Consider the following 18,481-nt stretch of genomic DNA (forward strand, 5'->3'; position numbering starts at 1 on the left):
CGAGGACGGCCTGCCCCCCCTCGGCGGCCGCCGAGGGGGGGCAGGCCGTCCTCGAGTGGTTCGGCTCCGGCGCCGTGCGCTGACCCCGGGATCAGGTCGTCCGGCCACCGGAGCGAATCCCGGAGCGCACGCTCTGAGCACACGCTCTAAGGCGTACGGCAGCAGTCGGTCCGGCAGAAGCAGGACGCGCCGATCGGCACGTCCGCCGTCGCCGCAGCGAGTTTGAGCTGCTGGGCCACGATCCGTGCCTCACCCTCCCTGCCGAGCCGCTGGAGGCATTCGTGGAAACCGTGCAGGGACCAGACGTTGCCCGGGTGCTGCAACGGCCGGGGCAGGGTGTCGTCCACGCCGAGGTCGGCCCGGTAGACCGCCTCTGCCTCCTCGACCCGGCCGCGCTCCAGGAGCAGGGCGCCGTAGGCGTGCCGGGTGGGCTGCATCCAGCCCCAGGGTTCGTCGTAGGGAAGGTTGTCGTCCAGCTCGGTCGACCGGCGCAGCTCGGCGAAGGCGGTGTCGAAGTCGCCCTTGCGGTAGGCGAGTTCGCCCTCGAGCATGGCGGCGGCGATGGCCAGGATGTCGACGCAGGTGTTGTTGAACAGCATGCGGGTCCCGGGGACGGCGGCGGCCGCCTCCCGGAAGCGGGCGCGGTCCGCCTCGGCCTCGGCGGTCCGGCCGGTGGCGGAGTGCGCGACACCGCGCGCGTAGTGCAGCATGGCGGTGGTCACGCAGTACAGCCGGGGGTCGGCGGGCAGCGGCAGGCGCAGGATGTCGTCCCAGCGGCCGAACCGGATCAGGACGTGCACCCGCATCGCCAGGAAGCCCTCCAGCCAGTCGGCCATCGGCGGACTCTGCACGCGCAGCAGCTCTTCCGGTACGGCGGCTTCGAGCCGGTCGGCCGTGGCTAGGGCGTCCTGGAGGCGGCCCAGGAACATCGCGCCGTAGATACGGAAGTGGAGGTTGTGGCAGCGGTAGAGGGTGTAGAAGTTCATCGCGCCGGCGCGGGCGTGGTACTTCTCGTCGGCGGCGGCCGCCGCGGCGTTGTCGGAGACCACGCGCCGGTAGTCGCCGCAGAGGACTTCCAGGTGGGAGGGCATGTGCTGGAGGTGCCCCGCGTCCGGGACCAGGTCGCGCAGCAGGTCGGCGACGGGCAGGGCGGTCTCGGGGGTGGGTGACATCTCCATCAGGTGGATGAAGAGGTGCAGCAGGCCGGGGTGGCGGGTGCCCTCCTCGGTCCCGAGGGCCTGTTCCAGTACGGCCTTGGCCTCCAGCGTCCGGGCGCCCTCGGCCGGTCGGCCGCTGCGGATGTCCCAGAGCTGCCAGGGGGTGAGGTTCATCAGGGCGTCGGCGTACAGGGCGGCTACGTCGAGGTCGTCGGGTGCCAGTTCGTACACCCCGCGCATGGTGTCGGCGTAGGCCGTGTTCCACACCGAGCAGGCCTCCGCGTCGGGGGCCGTGGCCTGCGGGTAGCGGGCGCGCAGCGCCTCCACGAGGGCGCGCTCGACGGGGGTCGCGTGGCCGGCCTTGGCGTGGGCGCGCTCCACGGCGGCGTGCGTGCGCTCCACCGTGCGCGCCAGGTCCTCCTGGTCGAAGAACTCCCAGGGCTTGTTGTAGTTGGGGCCGAGGGCATAGGCCACGCCCCAGTCGGCCATGGCGCATTCCGGGTCGGCCGTGCCGGCCGCCTCGAAACAGCGGACGGCCTCCTCGTGGTTGAAGGCGTAGGTCCAGACGAGTCCCCGGTCGAACCACGTCTGCGCCTCGGGGGACGACGTCACGCGCCGGCTGTGACTGCCCAGGTCGTAGTAGTCCACGGCGAAGAACCTAGCGGTGCACAGCGCACGAAAGATCCTGTTCATCCGAACTCGTGACGATGGCGCGGCGGTTGACGAGCCGCCGCGCCACTCGTGCCGTTGCTGTCAGGGAGCGACCGCGCGGCCGGTCCCCGGAGAGATCCGCCCGGAGCAGAGCCCCTTGGCCGTGAGGGTCTGTGCGATGCGCGGGATCGCGGCGAGCGTGTTGGCCGGCCACTCGTGCATGAGGATGATCTGGCCGTTGGTGAGTCGGGAGACGGCCTGCACGATCGCGTCGGTGCTCGCGCCGTTCCAGTCCTGCGAGTCGACGTCCCAGATGATCTCGGTCAGCCCGTACTTGGCCTCGACCGTGCGCACGGTCGCGTTGGTCTCGCCGTACGGGGGCCGGAACAGTACCGGTGTCCCACCGCCGGCGGCGGCGACGGCGGACTGGGTGCGGGAGATCTCCGAGTCGATCTGCGCCTGGGTCTGCTGGGTCAGATGCGGGTGGGTGTAGCTGTGGTTGCCGACCCACATGCCCGCGCTCACCTCGGCCCGGACCTGGGCCGGGTAGGCGGCCGCGTACTGGCCCTCGTTGAAGAGGGTGGCCCGCAGCCCGTTCGCCTTGAGGGCGCTGAGCAGGCCCGGCGTGTGGGCGGTGGACGGCCCGTCGTCGAAGGTGAGACCGACGTAGCCGGCGCAGGTGGCGGAGTGGGCCGGGCCGGCGCCGAGGGCGAGCGTGCCCGCGGCGGCCAGCACGAGGGCGGCGGCGGTCGCCAGCACGGGGCGTGACGGGCGCTCCGATACGGCACTCATCACGCCACCGTGATGGTGGAGCTGCCGCTGCTCTGGTAGCCCTCGGTCGCGAGGATCTGGTAGTAGCTGAAGCCGCCGAGGGACATGCCGGCCCTGGCCCAGGCGTCGAAGTGGTTGCCGGTGGTGATGGTGCCGCCGGTGCGCTTCGACTGGCGGACGCTCCAGTACTGGTTGAAGGTCTTGGTGCCTTCGACGGACGGGGCGTTGTACCGCGTCGTCAGGTAGATGTCGTAGGTACCGCCGTCGCTGGTGACGCTGCCCTTGTACGTGCCGGTGGGCCGGTAGGTGCCCCAGTTGTCGACGATGTAGTACTCGACGAGCGGGTTGGACGTCCAGCCGTAGAGGGACAGGTAGCCGTTGCCGGACGGGCTGAAGCTGCCCGAGTAGGTCACGTTGCGGCGGGCGCCGGTGCTCCAGCCCTTGCCGCAGACGAAGTTGCCGGTGTTGCGCCAGCTGGTGCTGTAGGTGCCGCCGGAGCCCAGGGTCATGGAGACGGTGCCCTGCGCGTCGGTCCAGAACGAGTAGTAGTAGCCGTTGTTGGTGCCGGTCTGGTTCGTGGTGATGACGGTGGCGGCGCGGGCGGTGCCGGGCAGGGCCAGCCCGGCGGCGGCGCCCAGCAGCAGGGCGCCGGCGCTCCGGCGGCTCAGTGCGTGGTCGAGCGGGTTCATGCGGTGCCTCCTCGTATGGGCCTGTGCGGGTGTGGCTTGGTGGGGAGTGTTGGTCTGCCCATGTCACCTGTCAACAGTTTCGGTAATTATTTCGAAACCTTCGCTGCACTCGATCATCTATTTCCGCACTTCACATCCCAGACAGGTGCATCGGCGAGCAGATCTGTCGACAATCGACCAACTCAAGATCAGAACAATGGGCACCAAGTCATCGAATGTTTCGATGTCCCAAGCGAATGCTGCCGCGGACGTCGGAACATGCCGCTGAGTGGAGCAATCCCCGGCGCGGCGGGCGGCGGCCCGAGAGGCTGGGCCTCTTGTCGAGATTCGTACGCCAGGAGCCCCGGGTGAGGCACGACGGTCGCAACTCAGCACTGCCCGCGCCCCCGGCGTGGATGCGCTGGCTTCCGGTCCTGTACGTCGTCGGTGTACTGCTGCTCGAACCGGTCACCCCGGTGCAGTGGCCGGTCAGCTTCGCGCTGATCGCCCTCCCCGTGGTGACCGCCTTCGCGCACCCGCCCGTCGCCGTCGCCTGCGCCACCGCCTTTGCCATCGGCCTCGAACTTTTACTGGCCGGAACCCCGTGCTGCGCAGGACGGGACGTCGGCTACATCGCGGAACGGCACTATGTCGCCGCCTACGCGTGTACGGCCCTGGTGGGCGCCCTGGGCACGATCCTGGCCGCGCACCGGATCCGCCGGGAACGCACCCTGGCCGACGTCAGGTCCGTGGCCGAGATCGCCCAGCGCGTCCTGCTCAGACCGGTCCCGTACCGGATCGGGAACCTGCTGCTGGAGAGCTTCTACCTGTCCGCCGCCGCGGAGGCACGGATCGGCGGCGACCTCTACGAGGCCGTGCCGACCGCGTACGGGGTCCGGCTGCTCATCGGTGACGTGCGCGGCAAGGGCCTGCTCGCGGTGGAGACCGCGGCCGCGATGCTGGGCGCGTTCCGTGAGGCCGCGCACGACGAAGCCGACCTCAACGCCCTGGTGGAGCGGGTGGACATCAGCATGACGCGCCGGGCGCACCAGCTCGGCGGCAGCGAGACGAGCGAGCGGTTCGTCACCGCCGTCTTCGCCGAGATCCCCGACGACGAGAGGATCGTCCGCGTCCTCAACTGCGGCCATCCGCCGCCGCTGCTCATCCGCCCCGGCGAGGTGAGCGAGCTGGACCGCGGGCGGTCGGGGCCGCCCCTGAACCTCGGCATGCTCGTCGGGGACCCCTATCGCGTCGACACCTACGACTTCGGCCCGGGCGACCAGCTGCTGCTCTACACGGACGGTGTCACCGAGACCCGTGACCCGGACGGTTCCTTCTATCCGCTGCTCCAGCGGCTGCGTTCGTGGGGACCGATGCCGCCCCCGGAGCTGCTGGAACGGCTCCATCAGGATCTGCTGGCCTACAGCGGCGACCAGTTGCAGGACGACACGGCCGCGCTCACCGCCTTTCTGCTGCCCGCGGGAGCCGTCGGCACGCAGGGCGGCGGCCACGACGGTGCTGCCGCCGGCGGGGTGGACGAACCGTCGGTGTGACGCGTGTGGTGAGGGTTCCGGGCCGGACTCGGTCAGGCCCCGTGGGGCAGATCACGGGTGACCACACTCCGCCACCGTGAGCTACCCCCACGCTGGTGCGGAGGTCAGCAGCCCGGCGAGAAGGCTGACGTGTTCTCGCTGGGCGCCGCACGGGCCTCGTCAGAGGAAGCTGACGCCCTGGGCCAGGGTGAGTTCGCCGGAGTAGTTGACCGTGTTGGTGGCCGCGCGCATGTACGCCTTCCAGGCGTCGGAACCGGACTCGCGGCCGCCGCCGGTGTCCTTCTCGCCGCCGAAGGCGCCGCCGATCTCCGCTCCGGACGTGCCGATGTTGACGTTGGCGATGCCGCAGTCGGAGCCGGCCGCGGACAGGAAGATCTCGGCCTCCCGCTGGTCCCGGGTGAAGATGCTGGACGACAGGCCCTGTGGGACGTCGTTGTGCAGCGCGATCGCCTCGTCGAGGGTGTCGTAGGTGAGGACGTACAGGATCGGCGCGAAGGTCTCCTCCCGTACCACCTCGGTCTGTTCGTCTACGCGCACGAGGACGGGCTCCGTGTAGGCGGCCGCCGGTGCCGCCTCCGCCAAGCGCCGGTTGCCGCCGGCCAGGATCTCGCCGCCCTGCGCCTGGACGCGGGCGAGGGCGTCGTGCATGGCGTCCAGGGCGGCGGTGGAGATGAGCGGGCCGACCAGCGTCGTGTCGTCGAACGGACTGCCGACGGGCAGCCGGCCGTAGACCGCGGTCAGGCGCTCGACCAGGGTGTCGGCGATGTCGCGGTGGACGATGAGGCGGCGCAGCGTGGTGCAGCGCTGGCCCGCCGTGCCGGCCGCGGCGAAGACGATGCTCTGGACGGCGAGGTCCAGGTCGGCGGAGGGGGCGACGATCGCGGCGTTGTTGCCGCCGAGCTCCAGCAGGCTGCGGCCGAACCGGGCGGCGACGCGCGGGCCGACCGCGCGGCCCATGCGGGTGGAGCCGGTGGCGCTGACGAGGGCCACCCGGGGGTCGTCGACGAGCCGCTCGCCGACCGCGCGGTCACCGAGCAGGAGGCGGTGTACGTCACGGGGCGCGCCGGTCTCGTCGGCGGCCCGGGCGAGCAGGTGGTGGCAGGCCAGGGCGGTCAGCGAGGTGAGCTCCGAGGGCTTCCAGACCACCGTGTCGCCGCAGACCAGGGCGACGGCGGTGTTCCAGGACCACACGGCGACGGGGAAGTTGAAGGCCGAGATGACACCGACCACGCCGAGCGGGTGCCAGGTCTCGGCCAGGCGGTGGCCGGGGCGTTCGGAGGCGATCGTGCGGCCGTACAGCTGCCGGGACAGGCCCACCGCGAAGTCGCAGATGTCGATCATCTCCTGGACCTCGCCGAGCGCCTCGGAGCGGATCTTGCCCGCCTCGACGGTGACGAGATCGGCCAGGTCGCCCTTGTGCTCACGCAGCAACTCCCCCAACCGGCGCACGAGTTCGCCCCGACGCGGGGCGGGTGTGGTGCGCCAGGTCAGGAAGGCGGTACGGGCGGCGGCGAGGGCCTGCTCGATGTCGTCGCCGGTGGCGGCCTTCAGCCCGAAGAGGTGCTCGCCGGTGACGGGGGTGCGGGCCGGGAAGTCGTCGCCCTCCGCGACCCGCACGCCGATGGTCCGCAGGCACTCCCGGGCGCGGGTGCGCAGGTCGTCCGTGGTGGGCAGCGCGGTGCTGGTCATCGTGGGACCTCCAGGGGTGAGGGGTCAGCGGAGGGTGCCGGTGCGGCCCAGGGCGCGGGCGACCTGGGCGAGGGAGCGGTTCTGCTGCTGCTCGTAGAGGGCGAAGGGGTCGAGGACCTCGCGGCCGATCGCTCCGGAGAGCCAGTCGGCGTCGTAGGCGGTGCCCTGCTGGTCGTTGTCGCGGGTGCCCTCGCCGGTGAGGTTGGACTGGAAGATGCCGGCGGCGGAGCGGGGCAGGAAGTCCTCGTAGACGACGGGTTCGGCCACCACCCAGCCCTGCCGGACCAGGTCACCGACGTCGCCGGGCGGACCGCCGTCGTCGTGCGGCCGCCCGTCGGCGAGCCGGTAGGTGAAGTACGCGAGGCCCCGCGCCGCGAGTTCCGCCTCGCTGCCGGGCATGTGCCGCTCCCAGACGGCGCGCGCGAGGTCGTCGCGCGCCGCCGTGGGGTGCTGGGACGCCTGCTCGTCGACGCGGCCGAGGAGTTCGTCGTAGTGGGCCCGTCCGGTGCGGGTGAGGGCGATGCCGCGGGCCTCGACCTCGCCGAAGCGCACCCGCAGGGAGCCGCTGACGACGTCGCCGTCCTCGGTGCGCATCGGCCGGGATTCGGCCAGGGCACGGAAGGAGGTCTGGCGCAGCAGGACGTCGGGGCCCTTCCAGGCCGGCGGCCCCTGGATGGTGTCGATCATCTCGATACCGCGGTCCGTCATACGGCGGTACAGCTCGTCGATGTCCAGGACGCGCGGGGTGAGGTGGTTGATGTGCGTGCCGCGGACCCCGCCGATGTCGGCGGCGACGGCGGAGACCCGCTCCAGGGTCCGGTACCAGGCCCGGTCCACCGGTTCCCTGGACAACTCGAAGACCCGCACGGCCAGTCGGAGGAAGCGTTCGGCGTTGTCCGCCGGCAGTTCGCGCTCGGCCGCGGCGCGGTCGGCCAGCGTGAGCAGCTCCGGGGGAAAGAGTTCGCGGCCGGCCAGGAAGGTCTCCAGGCGTGCGCGCAGGTCGGGGTCGAAGAAGCGCGGGTCGGCGACGGTGAGCATGGAGGTGAACACCCGGAAGGGGTTGCGGGCGAGTTCCGCGCCGTCGACCGGCCGGAAGGCGGTGGAGACGACGGGGACGGCACTGGCGGCGGCCTCCCGCAGGTCGTAGAAGCCGACCGGGTGCATGCCGAGGGCGCCGAAGACCCGGGCGACCTGGGTCAGTTCGAGCGGGGTGCCGACGCGGATGGCGCCGTGCCGCTCAGCGGTCACCCGGCCGATGGAGCCGAGGCGTTCGGCGTCGGCTCCCCGGGCCCGCAGGACGTCCTCGTTGACCTCGCGCGCGACGTCCACCAGTGTCGTGTACGCGGGCACCTCCCGGCCGTACATCTCCGACAGCCGTTCCGCGAACGCGGCTCGCAGCTGCCATTGACTGATCGTTGACATGGTTCGGCCTTCCGGGCGGGCGACGGCACGGCGATCATGTCTTCGATGGTCGCCGACCGGCCCCCTGCCGTACAGATGGCAGGGCCGCGCGCGCGAGGCGGTCGTGGCACTGTCGGAAACTCGCTGGACCGATCCTCACCTGTGATCCCTACGATATGACCGCAAGACAACTATGCGACCGGCCCCTCGGAATGCGGGCCGGTCGGGGTCGCCGATGCCAGGGTCCGCTCCCCGGGCTGCGGTGATCTTCCTACCCAGGAGGACCTTCCGCATGTTCCGACGTATTGGCACTGCCGTCGTCCGACATCCTGTCTGGACGATCGTGGCCTGGCTGATCGCGGCGGTGGCGATCGTCGCCACCGCCCCGAGCCTGCCCTCGAACAGCGACGAAAGCAGTTTCCTGCCCAAGAGTTACGAGTCGATCAAAGCGGCCGATCTCCAGCAGAAGGCGTTCCCCAGCGCCTTCACGCCGTCCGCGATCGCGCTGTACCAGCGCACCGACGGCGGCAAGCTCAGCCAGGCCGATCTGAAGGACGTCGCCCGGATCACCACCGAACTGGGCGGCAAACACATCGATCAGGTACAGAAGGTCGTCCCCGGCCCGCCGTCCAAGGACGGCAGGTACACCCTGACCCTGGTGCAGATGGACAGCAAGAAGGCGGGCCAGCCCGTCCAGGCGGACGCCGCCAAGGTGTTGCGTGACGACGTCAAGCAACTGGCCAAGGGCACGGACCTGGAGGTCAAGCTCGGCGGTTCGGCCGCGCAGGCGCTGGACCAGCAGGACTCGTCCAAGCGCGGTGAGGCGCTGATCGGCATCGGCACCTTCGTGATCATCCTGGTCACCCTGCTGATCATCTTCCGGGCGCCGATCCTGGCCTTCCTGCCGCTTCTGCTGATCGGCGTGGTGTCGGCGATCGCCAACGGGCTGATCGCGTACGCCACCAAGCTGTTCGGCCTGCAGGCCAACAGTTCCGTCTCGTCGATCCTGATCGTCGTGCTCTTCGGCGTGGGCACGGACTACTTCCTGTTCCTGATGTTCCGTTACCGCGAACGCCTGCGCGCGGGTGACGAACCCAAGCAGGCCATGATCAACGCGGTCGACCGGGTCGGTGAGGCCATCGCCTCGGCGGCCGGCGCGGTCATCATCGCCTTCCTCGCGCTGGTGCTGTCCACGCTGGGCTTCCTCAAGCAGATGGGCCCGGCGCTGGCCATCTCGGTCTCGGTCACCCTGATCGCGGGGCTGACCCTGATCCCGGCCGTGGTCTCGCTCATCGGCCCGAAGGTGTTCTGGCCCTCGAAGTCCTGGCAGCAGGAACCGGCCAACGCGCGTTTCGCGGCCCTGGGCCGTGGGGTGCAGCGCCGCCCGGCGCTGACCGCGGTGGTCTCCGGTCTGGTCCTGCTCGTGCTGTCGCTCGGCACGCTCGGCTACAAGGCCACGTTCGACCTGGCGTCGGGCTCCATGCCCAAGACCAAGGAGTCCATGGTCGTCCAGGACGAGATGCAGACGGCGTACTCGGCGGGTGCCGCGGCGCCCACCGACGTCTATCTCTCCAGCAGCGACGGCAAGCCCCTGGACAAGTCCGCGTTCGACGCCTACGCCTCGAAGCTCGGCGCCGTGGACGGGGTCGCGAACGCCCGGATGAGCCAGGTGAACAAGGCCGGAACCACGGCGGACTTCACCGTCACACTCAAGTACGAGGCGTCCACGGACAAGGCGATCGACGCCGTGGGCCGGGTGCGGGACGTCGCGCACGCCGACGCCCCCGAGGGCACCGAGGCCGTGGTGGGCGGCATGTCCTCGATCTACAAGGACATCGACTCGGCGGTCAACCACGACTACCGGACGGTGTTCCCCGTCGCCGCGCTGCTGATCATGGTGATCCTGGGGCTGCTGCTGCGCAGCGTGGTCGCTCCCTGGTACCTGATCGCCTCGGTGGGGCTGGGCTTCGGTGCCACGCTCGGCGCCACGGTCTGGATCTTCCAGGAGGCGCAGAACAAGCCGGGGCTGATGTTCATGCTTCCGGTGATCATGTATCTCTTCGTGGTCGCCATCGGCACGGACTACAACATCCTCATGATCGCCCGGCTCCGTGAGGAGGCCCGTGAGGGCCGTGAGCCGCGCGAGGCGGCCGGGATGGCGCTGCGGCACGCGGGGCCGACGGTGGCCGCGGCGGGCTTCATCCTGGCGGCGACCTTCGCCACGATGATGCTGGCGGGCAACGCGCTGCTCACGGAGATGGGCTTCGCGGTCTCCTTCGGTATCGCGGTCGCCGCGTTCGTCATGGCGATGTTCTTCACCCCGAGCCTCACCGCCCTCATCGGCCACGCCGCTTGGTGGCCGGGCCATGCCGACCGGGCGGAGCCGGGGGCGGACGCCGGCTCCTCTCCCGCCGCGGACGACGAGTACCAGGCCACAGGGCGTCGCGCCTAGGGCCTGTCTGACAATAGGGGCGTCGGGCGCGGGCCGGTGAGGGCTCGCGCCCGCGCGGCGGAGCCGCCCGGAGGGCGGCCTCGCGACGTCAGGTGCGGGCACGCGGCGGGCCGGCCACCGGAGCCGGGCCGCCGCGCCGTGAGGACGGTGCTACGCCGCGAGAGCGTGACCGGGATGCAGGACGACCTTGGTGTAGCCCTCGATTCGCTGGTCGAACTTCTCGTACGCGCCGGGTGCGTCCTCCAGGGGCAGTTCGTGGGAGACCACGAAGCTGGGCTTGGCCCGCCCGGCGATGATCAGGTCGCGCAGCTGCCGGTTGTACTGCTTGACGTTGCACTGGCCGGTGCCCATCCGCTGGCCCTTCTCGAACATCCTGCCTATCGAGACCAGCAGCTGGCCGTGCTTGGCGTGCTCGTCGGGCCCGCCCGGGTCGGACGGGACGTACAGGCCCGGTATGCCGAGCATGCCGGTCGGCCGTACCGTCTCGACGAGGGTGTTGAGGACCACGGCGGGCTCCTCGTGGCTGGCGTCGGGCGACTGGGCCTGGTAGCCGACGGCGTCGACGCCCTTGTCGGTGCCCTCACCTCCGGTCTGTGCCTTGATCTGCTCGGCCGGGTCGCCCTTGCTGAAGTCGATCGGTATCGCCCCGATCTCCTCGGCCTTGGCGAGCCGCTCGGGCACCCGGTCGACCGAGAACACCTTGGCGGCGCCGCGCAGCAGCGCGGAGTACGCGGCCATCAGCCCGACCGGGCCGGCCCCGAAGACGGCGACGCTCTCGCCGGGGGTCACCTGGGCCAGCTCACAGCCGTGGTAGCCGGTCGGGAAGATGTCGGCGAGCAGCACGAAATCGGTCTCGAACTCCTCGCCCGGCGGCAACTTCAGGCAGTTGAAGTCGGCGAACGGCACCCGTAGCAGCTCCGCCTGACCGCCCTCGTAGGGGCCCATGGCCACATATCCGTAGGCTCCGCCGGCGAAGCCCGGATTGACCGTGAGGCAGAAGCCGGTCTTGCCGGCCAGGCAGTTCTTGCAGAATCCGCAGGCGACGTTGAACGGCATGACCACGCGGTCGCCCTTGGACAACGAGGACACACCGGGGCCGATCTCCTCGACTATGCCGAGGTTCTCGTGTCCGAAGACGATGCCCGACTCGGCGGCCGTACGGCCCTCGTACATGTGCAGGTCGGATCCGCAGATGGCGGTCGACGTGACGCGTACCAGCACGTCGTTCGGGTGCTGGATGCGCGGATCGTCGACGTCCCTGACCGCGACGCTGAAGGGCTTCTCATACACAACGGCTTTCACCCTGGTTCACCTCCGCGTGGAACGCCCGGACACGACGACGGACCGCACAGACCGAGGCTCTGACCAGGAGAAACATGTCGAGACGGAGCCCCCGGTCCATGCCGCAACCCTAGGCGCTCGTGTTTCACCATCGGATACTTCCAGAAAACGCCGGTCCCGCAGGCGCTGCAACCCCCGGGGCGGATCGCCGGCCCGGACAGCCGGTCCGGACAGCCGGTCGCCGGCCGCGCGCCGCGCCGCCGCGGCGTCTCCGCCGCCCCGGCCGCCAGGGCCGGGCGTGACGACGCGCGCGGGCAGGCCCTGACGGCCGCGGGCGCCGCGCTCAGCGCCGACGTCGTCCGACGGGTTGGACGACTCCCTACTGCTCGCCGGGGGCGGGTACGCACGGGTGCTGGAGGACTGGCGGCCCGGGCCGTCCCCGGTCGGCGACCGTGGCCGTGGTGTCGTGGGCCAGCCGGGGGTCGACCTCGATGGACCCGGCCCTGTTGCTACGCGGACGGCCCACCGCCGAGATGCTCTGCGGCGCACCCGACGGGGCCTGGCGGCCGCACTGGACGCTGCCGCACGACGGCGTGGACGTCCCCGGCGACCACTACCCGGTACTCCACCAGGACGCCGACAGCACGGCCTCGGCGATCCGCGCCTGGCTGCCCCGCTGACCGCCCAGGACCACGGACCGTCACACCTGTCCCGGCTCCCCTGTGACACACACCCCGGGCGGGCGACGCCGTCGCCGCGGGCGTGGGCGCGCGGTGCCTGCGGGCGTGGGCGCGCGTCCCTGCGTGAGTGGGCGCCCGGTGCCTGCGGGCGTGGGCGCGCGTCCCCGCGTGAGTGGGCGCCCGGTGCCTGCGGGCGTGGGCGCCCCATGTCTAGGGTGTGAGCCATGGACGCCAGTACAACGCCCCTTGCTCCGGCCGCCGTTGACCCCGCGGAGCTGCTCGCCGACCCGTACGCCGTGTACGCCCGGCTCCGGGAGGCCGGGCCCGTGCACCGCGTCGCCGGAACCGACGGGCTGCCGGCCTGGCTGGTGACACGGTACGAGGACGTGCGGCAGGCCCTCGCGGACCCCCGGCTCTCGCTCGACAAGGCCCACGCGAAACCCGGCGGCTACCGGGGGCTCGCCCTGCCGCCCGCCCTCGACGCCAACCTGCTGAACATGGACCCGCCGGACCACACCCGCGTCCGGCGCCTGGTGTCCCAGGCGTTCACCCCGCGTCGTATCGCCCTCCTCCGGGAACCCGTCCGGCGGACCGCCGACGCGCTGCTCGACGCCATCGAACCGCTCGGCCGTACCGACCTGATCGCCGGCTACGCCGCACCGCTGCCCATCGCCGTGATCTGCGAGCTGCTGGGCGTGGCCGAGGAGGACCGGCCGGACTTCCGGTCCTGGACCGACGCCCTCGTCATCCCCGACCCCGCACGGCCCGAGCGGGCGAAGGAGGCGGTGAAGGCACTGCTCGCCTTCTTCGCCAGGCTGCTCGCCGGCAAGCGCGCCGAGCCCGCCGACGACCTGCTCTCCGCGATGATCGCCGTACGGGACGAGGAAGACCGGCTCAGCGAGGACGAGTTGATGTCCCTGGCCTTCCTCATCCTGTTCGCCGGATACGAGAACACCGTCCACCTCATCGGCAACGCGGCCCTCGCCCTCCTCCTCAACCCCTCCCAACTGGCCGCGCTGCGCGCCGATCCCGCCCGGATCGGCCCGGCCGTGGAGGAACTGGCCCGCTACGACGGCCCCGCCCCGCTCGCCATCCGCCGTTTCCCCACCGAGGACGTCACCATCGGCGGGGTCACGGTCCCGGCGGGCGAGACGGTGCTGCTGTCCCTGGCGGCGGCCCACCGCGACCCGCGCCGCTTCCCCGAACCCGACCGGCTCGACATCGGCCGCGACACCACCGGGCACCTGGCGCTCGGCCACGGCATCCACTACTGCCTCGGCGCACCGCTCGCCCGCCTGGAGACCGAGATCGCCCTGGCCGCGCTGCTGGAACGCCTCCCCGGCCTCGAACTCGACGCGCATGTAGGCGAGTTGCGCTGGCGTCCCTCGATGCGCACCCGTGGCCTACTCGGCCTACCCGTGCGGTACTGAGCGGTTCCGGCGGGAGAAAGGGCGCACCTCCGGGAAGCGGTCCGTCAGGGCTGCACCGGTATAGCCACGCAGTCGGCGGTCGAAAAAGGCGGCGAGGCAGGCCCGTTGGGCGATGATCGCGCGCCCCGGGGCGATGGTGCCGATGTTCTCGACGACCGTCTTGCGGGGCAGGCCGAGCTGTTGGGCGATCATCGGGATCATCGCCTCCGCGTCGGTGTACGTCGCGTGTTCGGCGCCACGCAGGGTCAGGCCCTCGCCCCGGCCCCGGCTGTGCCGCCACAGGGCGTTCCACGAGGGCACCGTGCTCAGGTCGTTGCCGTCCTTGCCGACCAGCAGGAACGGGCGGTCGAGCCCCTCGGCGGCGACGGAGGAGAGGTAGCCGGAGTCGCTGTCCTCCTGGACGTACGCGAGGACGCCGTCGAAGTCGGCCGCCGCGGCGATACGCCGGTCGTCGTGCATCGCCTGCAACGCGGTGAAGCCGCCGGCCGAGTGGCCGAACATGCCGAGACGGTCCCAGTCCGGCAGCCCGCGCACTTCCCCGGGCAGCGCACCGGGTAGCGCGTCGAGGAGGAATCGGGTGTCGGCCACCCGTACGGCCATCGTCTTCCTCAGCAGCGCCCTGATGCGCGCCGGGTCCGGATACGCCGTGTCGAACTCGGCGGGCAGCACCGTGCGTTCGACCCGGCCGTCGGGGAACTGGACGGCCGAGGCGTCGTAGGTGTGGTCGAGCGTCACCACGACATAGCCACGGGAGGCGAGGTCGTCGCAGAGGGTGGTACCCAGGGAACGCGGGTCACCGGCGCCGGGCGAGTAGCAGACGACCGGGTACGGGCCCCGGTCCCGGTCGGCCGGGGCGCCTTCGTACGCGTGGGTGCGGGTGGCTGCCCAGTCCACCTTGTCGCCGGGGACATGGGCGAGGTTGTTGACGGCGGCGAATCCGGCGGCCTCCCCCGGCAGCATCTGGGGTGCCCGGCGGTACCCGCCGACGGCGTGCGCCGGGTAGCGGATGCCGATCATCAGCTCCCGGTACGGCCGGGTCGGGACCCAGGGATCGGCACGTGAGGTGTCGACGAGGCGCAGGGAGACCGTCCCCACCGGGTGCGGTCCGCTCGGCGCGGGCAGTTTCAGCCGTACCGGCACGGCCTTGTGTGGCGTCGCCGCCGACGCCGTGCGGGTGTTGACGGCGGACAGGGTGGCGGCGGCGACGGCGTTCAGGACTGCGGCGCGGCGAGTGAGCACGGCAGGGTCTCCTTGACAGCGGCTGTTCGGCGACTCCTCCCAGTTTTGTGGATCTCACCGGTCGCGACCATCCGGCCTGCCGGTCACCGCACCGGGGGGTTGGCCGGACCCCGGGCCGGGGGCGCACAGCCGGTCCGGCGCCGGGACGGCGGGGTCAGGAAGGTGGTCAGGAAGCGGTGAGGCGCAGGTAGTCGAGGTTGAAGCCGCCGGTCTCGCAGTAGACGGTGACCGTCTGTTCCCCGGCCCGGAGGGCGACGGGTACGTGCACCGACTGGTAGCTCGCCCAGCCGCCCGTGGACGGCACGGACGCCGTCGCCAGGGTCGTACCGCTGTCGTCGCGAAGGGACACGGCGTTCGCCGCGGTGGCCGTTGTGCCGTTGGCAACGCGCAGTTCGAGATCGTACGAGCCGTTGGTCGGCACCTCGACGCGGTACGTCAGCCAGTTGCCGGCGGCGGTCCAGCCCACGTTCCTGCCGCCGCTGGCGGCCGGGTTGCTCTCGATGAAGTTGCCGCCGTCGGCCGGCCAGCCGTGCTGGCCCGTGTACCCCTCGGCCTCGATCTTCGCCCCCACGGGTGCCGCGTGCGGGCGGACGGTCAGGTGGAGGGTCACCTGGTCGTGGGCCCTGCCGTCGGTGGCGTAGAAGGTCAGGTCCCGCTCGCCGGTGGCCGTCGGCCGGATCGTGACCAGGCCGGTCGCCGGGTCGAGGGTGACGCCGTCGGGCAGTTCGGTCGCGTAGTAGGAGAGCCGGTCGCCGTCCCGGTCGGTGGCCTTCAACTGCACCTGGGCGGTGCCGTACTGGTCGGCGACGATGTCCGCGACCGGGGCGAGGACCGGGGCGTGGTCGCGGGAGCCCGTGGCGGCCTTGCCCTGCCACCGGTAGGTGGCGAAGGAGCCCGCGGGTACGTTCACGACGAACGTCTGGTCACCGACGACCATCCGGACCCTGCGGTCGGATCCGGCGCCGTTGCCGAGGACGGCCACGTAGCCGCCGTCGCGGGTCCGGTAGACGACATTACTGACGCCGTCCGCCGCGGCGCTGGACTCAAGGCGTACGTCACCGGGTGAGAGGTACTTCGCGAACTGGCCCAGCTGGTACAGCTCGTCGCGGACCGTGAACTCCTTGGTGCCGGTGTTCACCGTGACCAGCCGGTCGGGCCACTTGGTGGTGGCCGCGACCTCGTCCCAGTCGATGTTGTTGTCGCGCGACGGCGTCCAGTGCAGGGTGCCGCCGTCCTGGTCGGTGGTCTGGGCCCACAGGATGTAGGAACCGGCGTCGAGGCGGAAGTCGTCGAGGACGGTCGAGGGCGACAGGTCGCTGGTCTCCGTGAGCTGGACCGGCTTACCGGTCTGCTCGTAGGCGTCGCGCATGACGGTCGGGTCGCCCCAGTACGGGTGGAAGGCGATGGCATCCGCCGCCTTGCGGACCTGGGCGCCGGTCACCGAGCCGTCCGGGGCGTCCTCGAAGATGCGGTAGTAGTTCTTCGTCGCCGTGCTGTTGGGGTCGCGCCAGTCCCAGAAGTTGAAGTCGTGCACGTACAACTGGGTGGTGCCCAGGTGGGCGGCACGGAGTTCCCGCTTGATCGCCAGGGCCAGCTTCTGCTGCTGGGCGACGCTGATGTCCATGGCCGGGTAGACGACGTCCATGCCCGGCTCGTTCAGCAGGGTCAGCGCGTCCACGCGGATGCCCTGCCGGGCGTAGGCCTGGACGTACTTGACGTAGTACCGGGCGAACACCCCGATGCAGTCGTCCCGCAACTTGCCGACCTGGTAGTAGTTCGTGCTGCTCCCGGGCTTGAGGGCGACCTCGCCCAGGAACCGGTTGTTCGTCTTCATCCAGGCGGGCGCGCTCCACGCCGACGCGAAGAACGTGGCGTGGGGGTTGTAGCGCTGGATGAGTTTGATGGTGTCGACGATGTGCAGGTCGAGGTCCCGCCGGATGGAGAAGTGCTTCAGGCCGAAGTCCTCGGTGACTCCGGCGGGCAGGTCGTCCTCGGACCAGAACGGGAGATGCTCGATGAGATCGGGGCTGCCCATCGTCAGCCGGAAACGGTCGAGTCCCGCGCCGTCCTCGGGGTCGACAAGGAGCCGGATGGCTTTGGCACGTTCACCGGGGGTGAGCTTCCACAGGTTGGACACGCTCGTCTCGTCCAGGGAGAAGCCGATGCCGGTGTACCGCTGCCGGAGGGCGCTGGGGTCGGCGACCACGGTGGCGTCGACGGGGCCGCCGGTGTCCGTGCCCGTCCTGACGATCGGCAGGGGACGCCAGGCCTGCGCATCGCCGGTGGAGTAGGTGCCGGTCACGACCTGGCCGTGCGCGGTGCGCCCGCTCGCCGCCCGGTCGGCCTGCGCGGTCGTGCCCGCGCCGATGAGTGGCAGTGTCATGACAGCTACGGCCGCGATCGTGGTGAGCGTACGTCTCACAGCTGCTCCTGGGCTCTGGTGGGTCGGGGGTGTGCCGTGCCGAACCGGAGGCGCGTGACCGCTGTCACCAACGGCACACAGAGAACGCCGACTGAGATCCAAGCAATGTCCCCGATGTTAAGTCAAGGCGTGAAGAAAGGGTTTCGGTGTCCGAGGCGACCGCGGGCCGGCTGATCTCCGGGTAGGCGCGCGCCGGAACGGGAGTCCCGTCCGGTGGTGGTCATGTTCGCCGGGCTGACGGTCGCGAACGTGCCCGGTGTGCCGTTCGGCGCGCTGGTGGGCGAGCGTTGGGGAAGGGTGTTCGCGGCGGGACCGGGTACTCGGCGGCCACGGGAAAGCGAGTCGGACATCGACAGCATCCCGGTGACGAGCCGTTTCCGACGAGGAGGAACAGATGAGCACGGTCAGGAAAGCCGTGGACGTCGCCGTCCCGGTCCACACGGCCTACAACCAGTGGACCCAGTTCGAGGACTTCCCGAACTTCATGGAGGGCGTCGAGGAGGTCAGGCAGCTCGACGACCGGCACAACCACTGGACCACGAAGATCGGCGGGGTACGGCGCGAGTTCGACACCGAGATCGTCGACCAGTTGCCGGACGACCGGATCACCTGGCGGGTGATCGAGGGTGACGTCCGGCAGCGGGGATCCGTCCGGTTCGAGCCGCTGGACGAGACGCACACCCGGGTCGAGCTCACGATGGACGTCGAGCCCAGCGGCATGGTCGAAAGGGGTGCCGACGCACTCGGCCTGATCGACCGCCGCGTCAACGGGGACCTCAGCCGCTTCAAGGACTACATCGAGCGGCGCGGAGGCGAGAGCGGCGCCTGGCGCGGTCGCATCCGCCCCGGCAATCCCGGCTCATCCCTCTGAGGACTCGGGGAAGACTCCGAGAACGGTCATACGACCCCCGGCCTCGGGCCCCCCCGGGGCCGCGGGGCGGGGGGGGGCGGGGGCGGGGCAGGCCCCCCCCGCCGCGGCGCCGGGTGGGTGGGTGGGGCCCCCCCCCCGCCCGCCCCCGCGCCGCGCCGCTAGTACGCCGTTCCAAGATTTTCTTCCCCGGACCGTCGGCGGCGACGACCCGGGCCG

Annotated in this window: 12 protein-coding genes and 1 pseudogene; 5 read left to right on the plus strand and 8 right to left on the minus strand. The window is 71.2% G+C overall.

Annotated features, from left to right (window positions below; translation table 11 throughout):
* Nucleotides 1-146: 146 nt before the first annotated feature.
* From AB0N16_RS41160 to AB0N16_RS41170, 3 genes and pseudogenes are all read right to left on the minus strand, one after another.
* Nucleotides 147-1,850, minus strand: a complete 1,704-nt coding sequence (locus tag AB0N16_RS41160) for a hypothetical protein (RefSeq protein ID WP_365805961.1) — start codon at nt 1,848-1,850, stop codon at nt 147-149.
* A 63-nt stretch (nt 1,851-1,913) separates the two neighbouring features.
* Nucleotides 1,914-2,600, minus strand: a pseudogene (locus AB0N16_RS41165) (polysaccharide deacetylase family protein); the annotation flags it as partial.
* Nucleotides 2,600-3,268 (minus strand): glycoside hydrolase family 11 protein, encoded by a 669-nt coding sequence (locus AB0N16_RS41170; RefSeq protein WP_365805962.1) that lies wholly within the window; start codon nt 3,266-3,268, stop codon nt 2,600-2,602. The pseudogene AB0N16_RS41165 and the gene AB0N16_RS41170, both read right to left, overlap by 1 nt.
* A 347-nt stretch (nt 3,269-3,615) precedes the next feature.
* Here AB0N16_RS41170 and AB0N16_RS41175 point away from each other — a divergent pair, with 347 nt between their 5' ends.
* Nucleotides 3,616-4,800, plus strand: coding sequence for a PP2C family protein-serine/threonine phosphatase (locus AB0N16_RS41175; protein WP_365805963.1), 1,185 nt, complete (start codon nt 3,616-3,618; stop codon nt 4,798-4,800).
* Between the two features lie 159 nt (nt 4,801-4,959).
* Here the strand turns inward: AB0N16_RS41175 and AB0N16_RS41180 are convergent, their stop codons facing one another.
* Both AB0N16_RS41180 and AB0N16_RS41185 read right to left on the minus strand, forming a co-directional pair.
* Nucleotides 4,960-6,489, minus strand: a complete 1,530-nt coding sequence (locus AB0N16_RS41180; protein WP_365805964.1) for an aldehyde dehydrogenase family protein — start codon at nt 6,487-6,489, stop codon at nt 4,960-4,962.
* 24 nt (nt 6,490-6,513) lie between these two features.
* Nucleotides 6,514-7,911: a VOC family protein gene (locus tag AB0N16_RS41185; protein WP_365805965.1), complete on the minus strand. Its 1,398-nt coding sequence runs from the start codon at nt 7,909-7,911 to the stop codon at nt 6,514-6,516.
* A 271-nt stretch (nt 7,912-8,182) separates the two neighbouring features.
* Here AB0N16_RS41185 and AB0N16_RS41190 point away from each other — a divergent pair, with 271 nt between their 5' ends.
* Nucleotides 8,183-10,342, plus strand: coding sequence for an MMPL family transporter (locus AB0N16_RS41190; protein WP_365805966.1), 2,160 nt, complete (start codon nt 8,183-8,185; stop codon nt 10,340-10,342).
* 150 nt (nt 10,343-10,492) lie between these two features.
* Here the strand turns inward: AB0N16_RS41190 and AB0N16_RS41195 are convergent, their stop codons facing one another.
* Nucleotides 10,493-11,644 carry a glutathione-independent formaldehyde dehydrogenase gene (locus AB0N16_RS41195; RefSeq protein ID WP_365805967.1) on the minus strand — a complete coding sequence of 384 codons (1,152 nt, stop codon included), beginning with the start codon at nt 11,642-11,644 and terminating at the stop codon, nt 10,493-10,495.
* A 440-nt stretch (nt 11,645-12,084) separates the two neighbouring features.
* On the opposite strand from AB0N16_RS41195, the gene AB0N16_RS41200 reads away from it, so the two are divergent.
* Both AB0N16_RS41200 and AB0N16_RS41205 read left to right on the plus strand, forming a co-directional pair.
* The gene (locus AB0N16_RS41200) at nt 12,085-12,303 is read left to right on the plus strand and encodes a hypothetical protein (protein WP_365805968.1); all 219 of its coding nucleotides are present in this window, start codon (nt 12,085-12,087) and stop codon (nt 12,301-12,303) included.
* 224 nt (nt 12,304-12,527) lie between these two features.
* On the plus strand, nt 12,528-13,733 hold the full coding sequence (locus tag AB0N16_RS41205; protein ID WP_365805969.1) for a cytochrome P450: 1,206 nt from the start codon (nt 12,528-12,530) through the stop codon (nt 13,731-13,733).
* On the opposite strand, the gene AB0N16_RS41210 is transcribed toward AB0N16_RS41205, so the two are convergent.
* Nucleotides 13,716-14,972: a hydrolase gene (locus AB0N16_RS41210; RefSeq protein ID WP_365805970.1), complete on the minus strand. Its 1,257-nt coding sequence runs from the start codon at nt 14,970-14,972 to the stop codon at nt 13,716-13,718. The genes AB0N16_RS41205 and AB0N16_RS41210 overlap by 18 nt on opposite strands.
* A 166-nt stretch (nt 14,973-15,138) precedes the next feature.
* A complete protein-coding gene (locus AB0N16_RS41215; RefSeq protein ID WP_365805971.1) occupies nt 15,139-17,394 on the minus strand; it encodes a carbohydrate-binding protein in 2,256 nt (751 codons plus the stop codon).
* A 394-nt stretch (nt 17,395-17,788) separates the two neighbouring features.
* Here AB0N16_RS41215 and AB0N16_RS41220 point away from each other — a divergent pair, with 394 nt between their 5' ends.
* Nucleotides 17,789-18,265 (plus strand): SRPBCC family protein, encoded by a 477-nt coding sequence (locus tag AB0N16_RS41220; protein WP_365805972.1) that lies wholly within the window; start codon nt 17,789-17,791, stop codon nt 18,263-18,265.
* Nucleotides 18,266-18,481: the final 216 nt, after the last annotated feature.

Origin of the sequence: Streptomyces sp. NPDC051105 (assembly GCF_040682795.1) — a bacterium.
GTDB lineage: Bacteria > Actinomycetota > Actinomycetes > Streptomycetales > Streptomycetaceae > Streptomyces.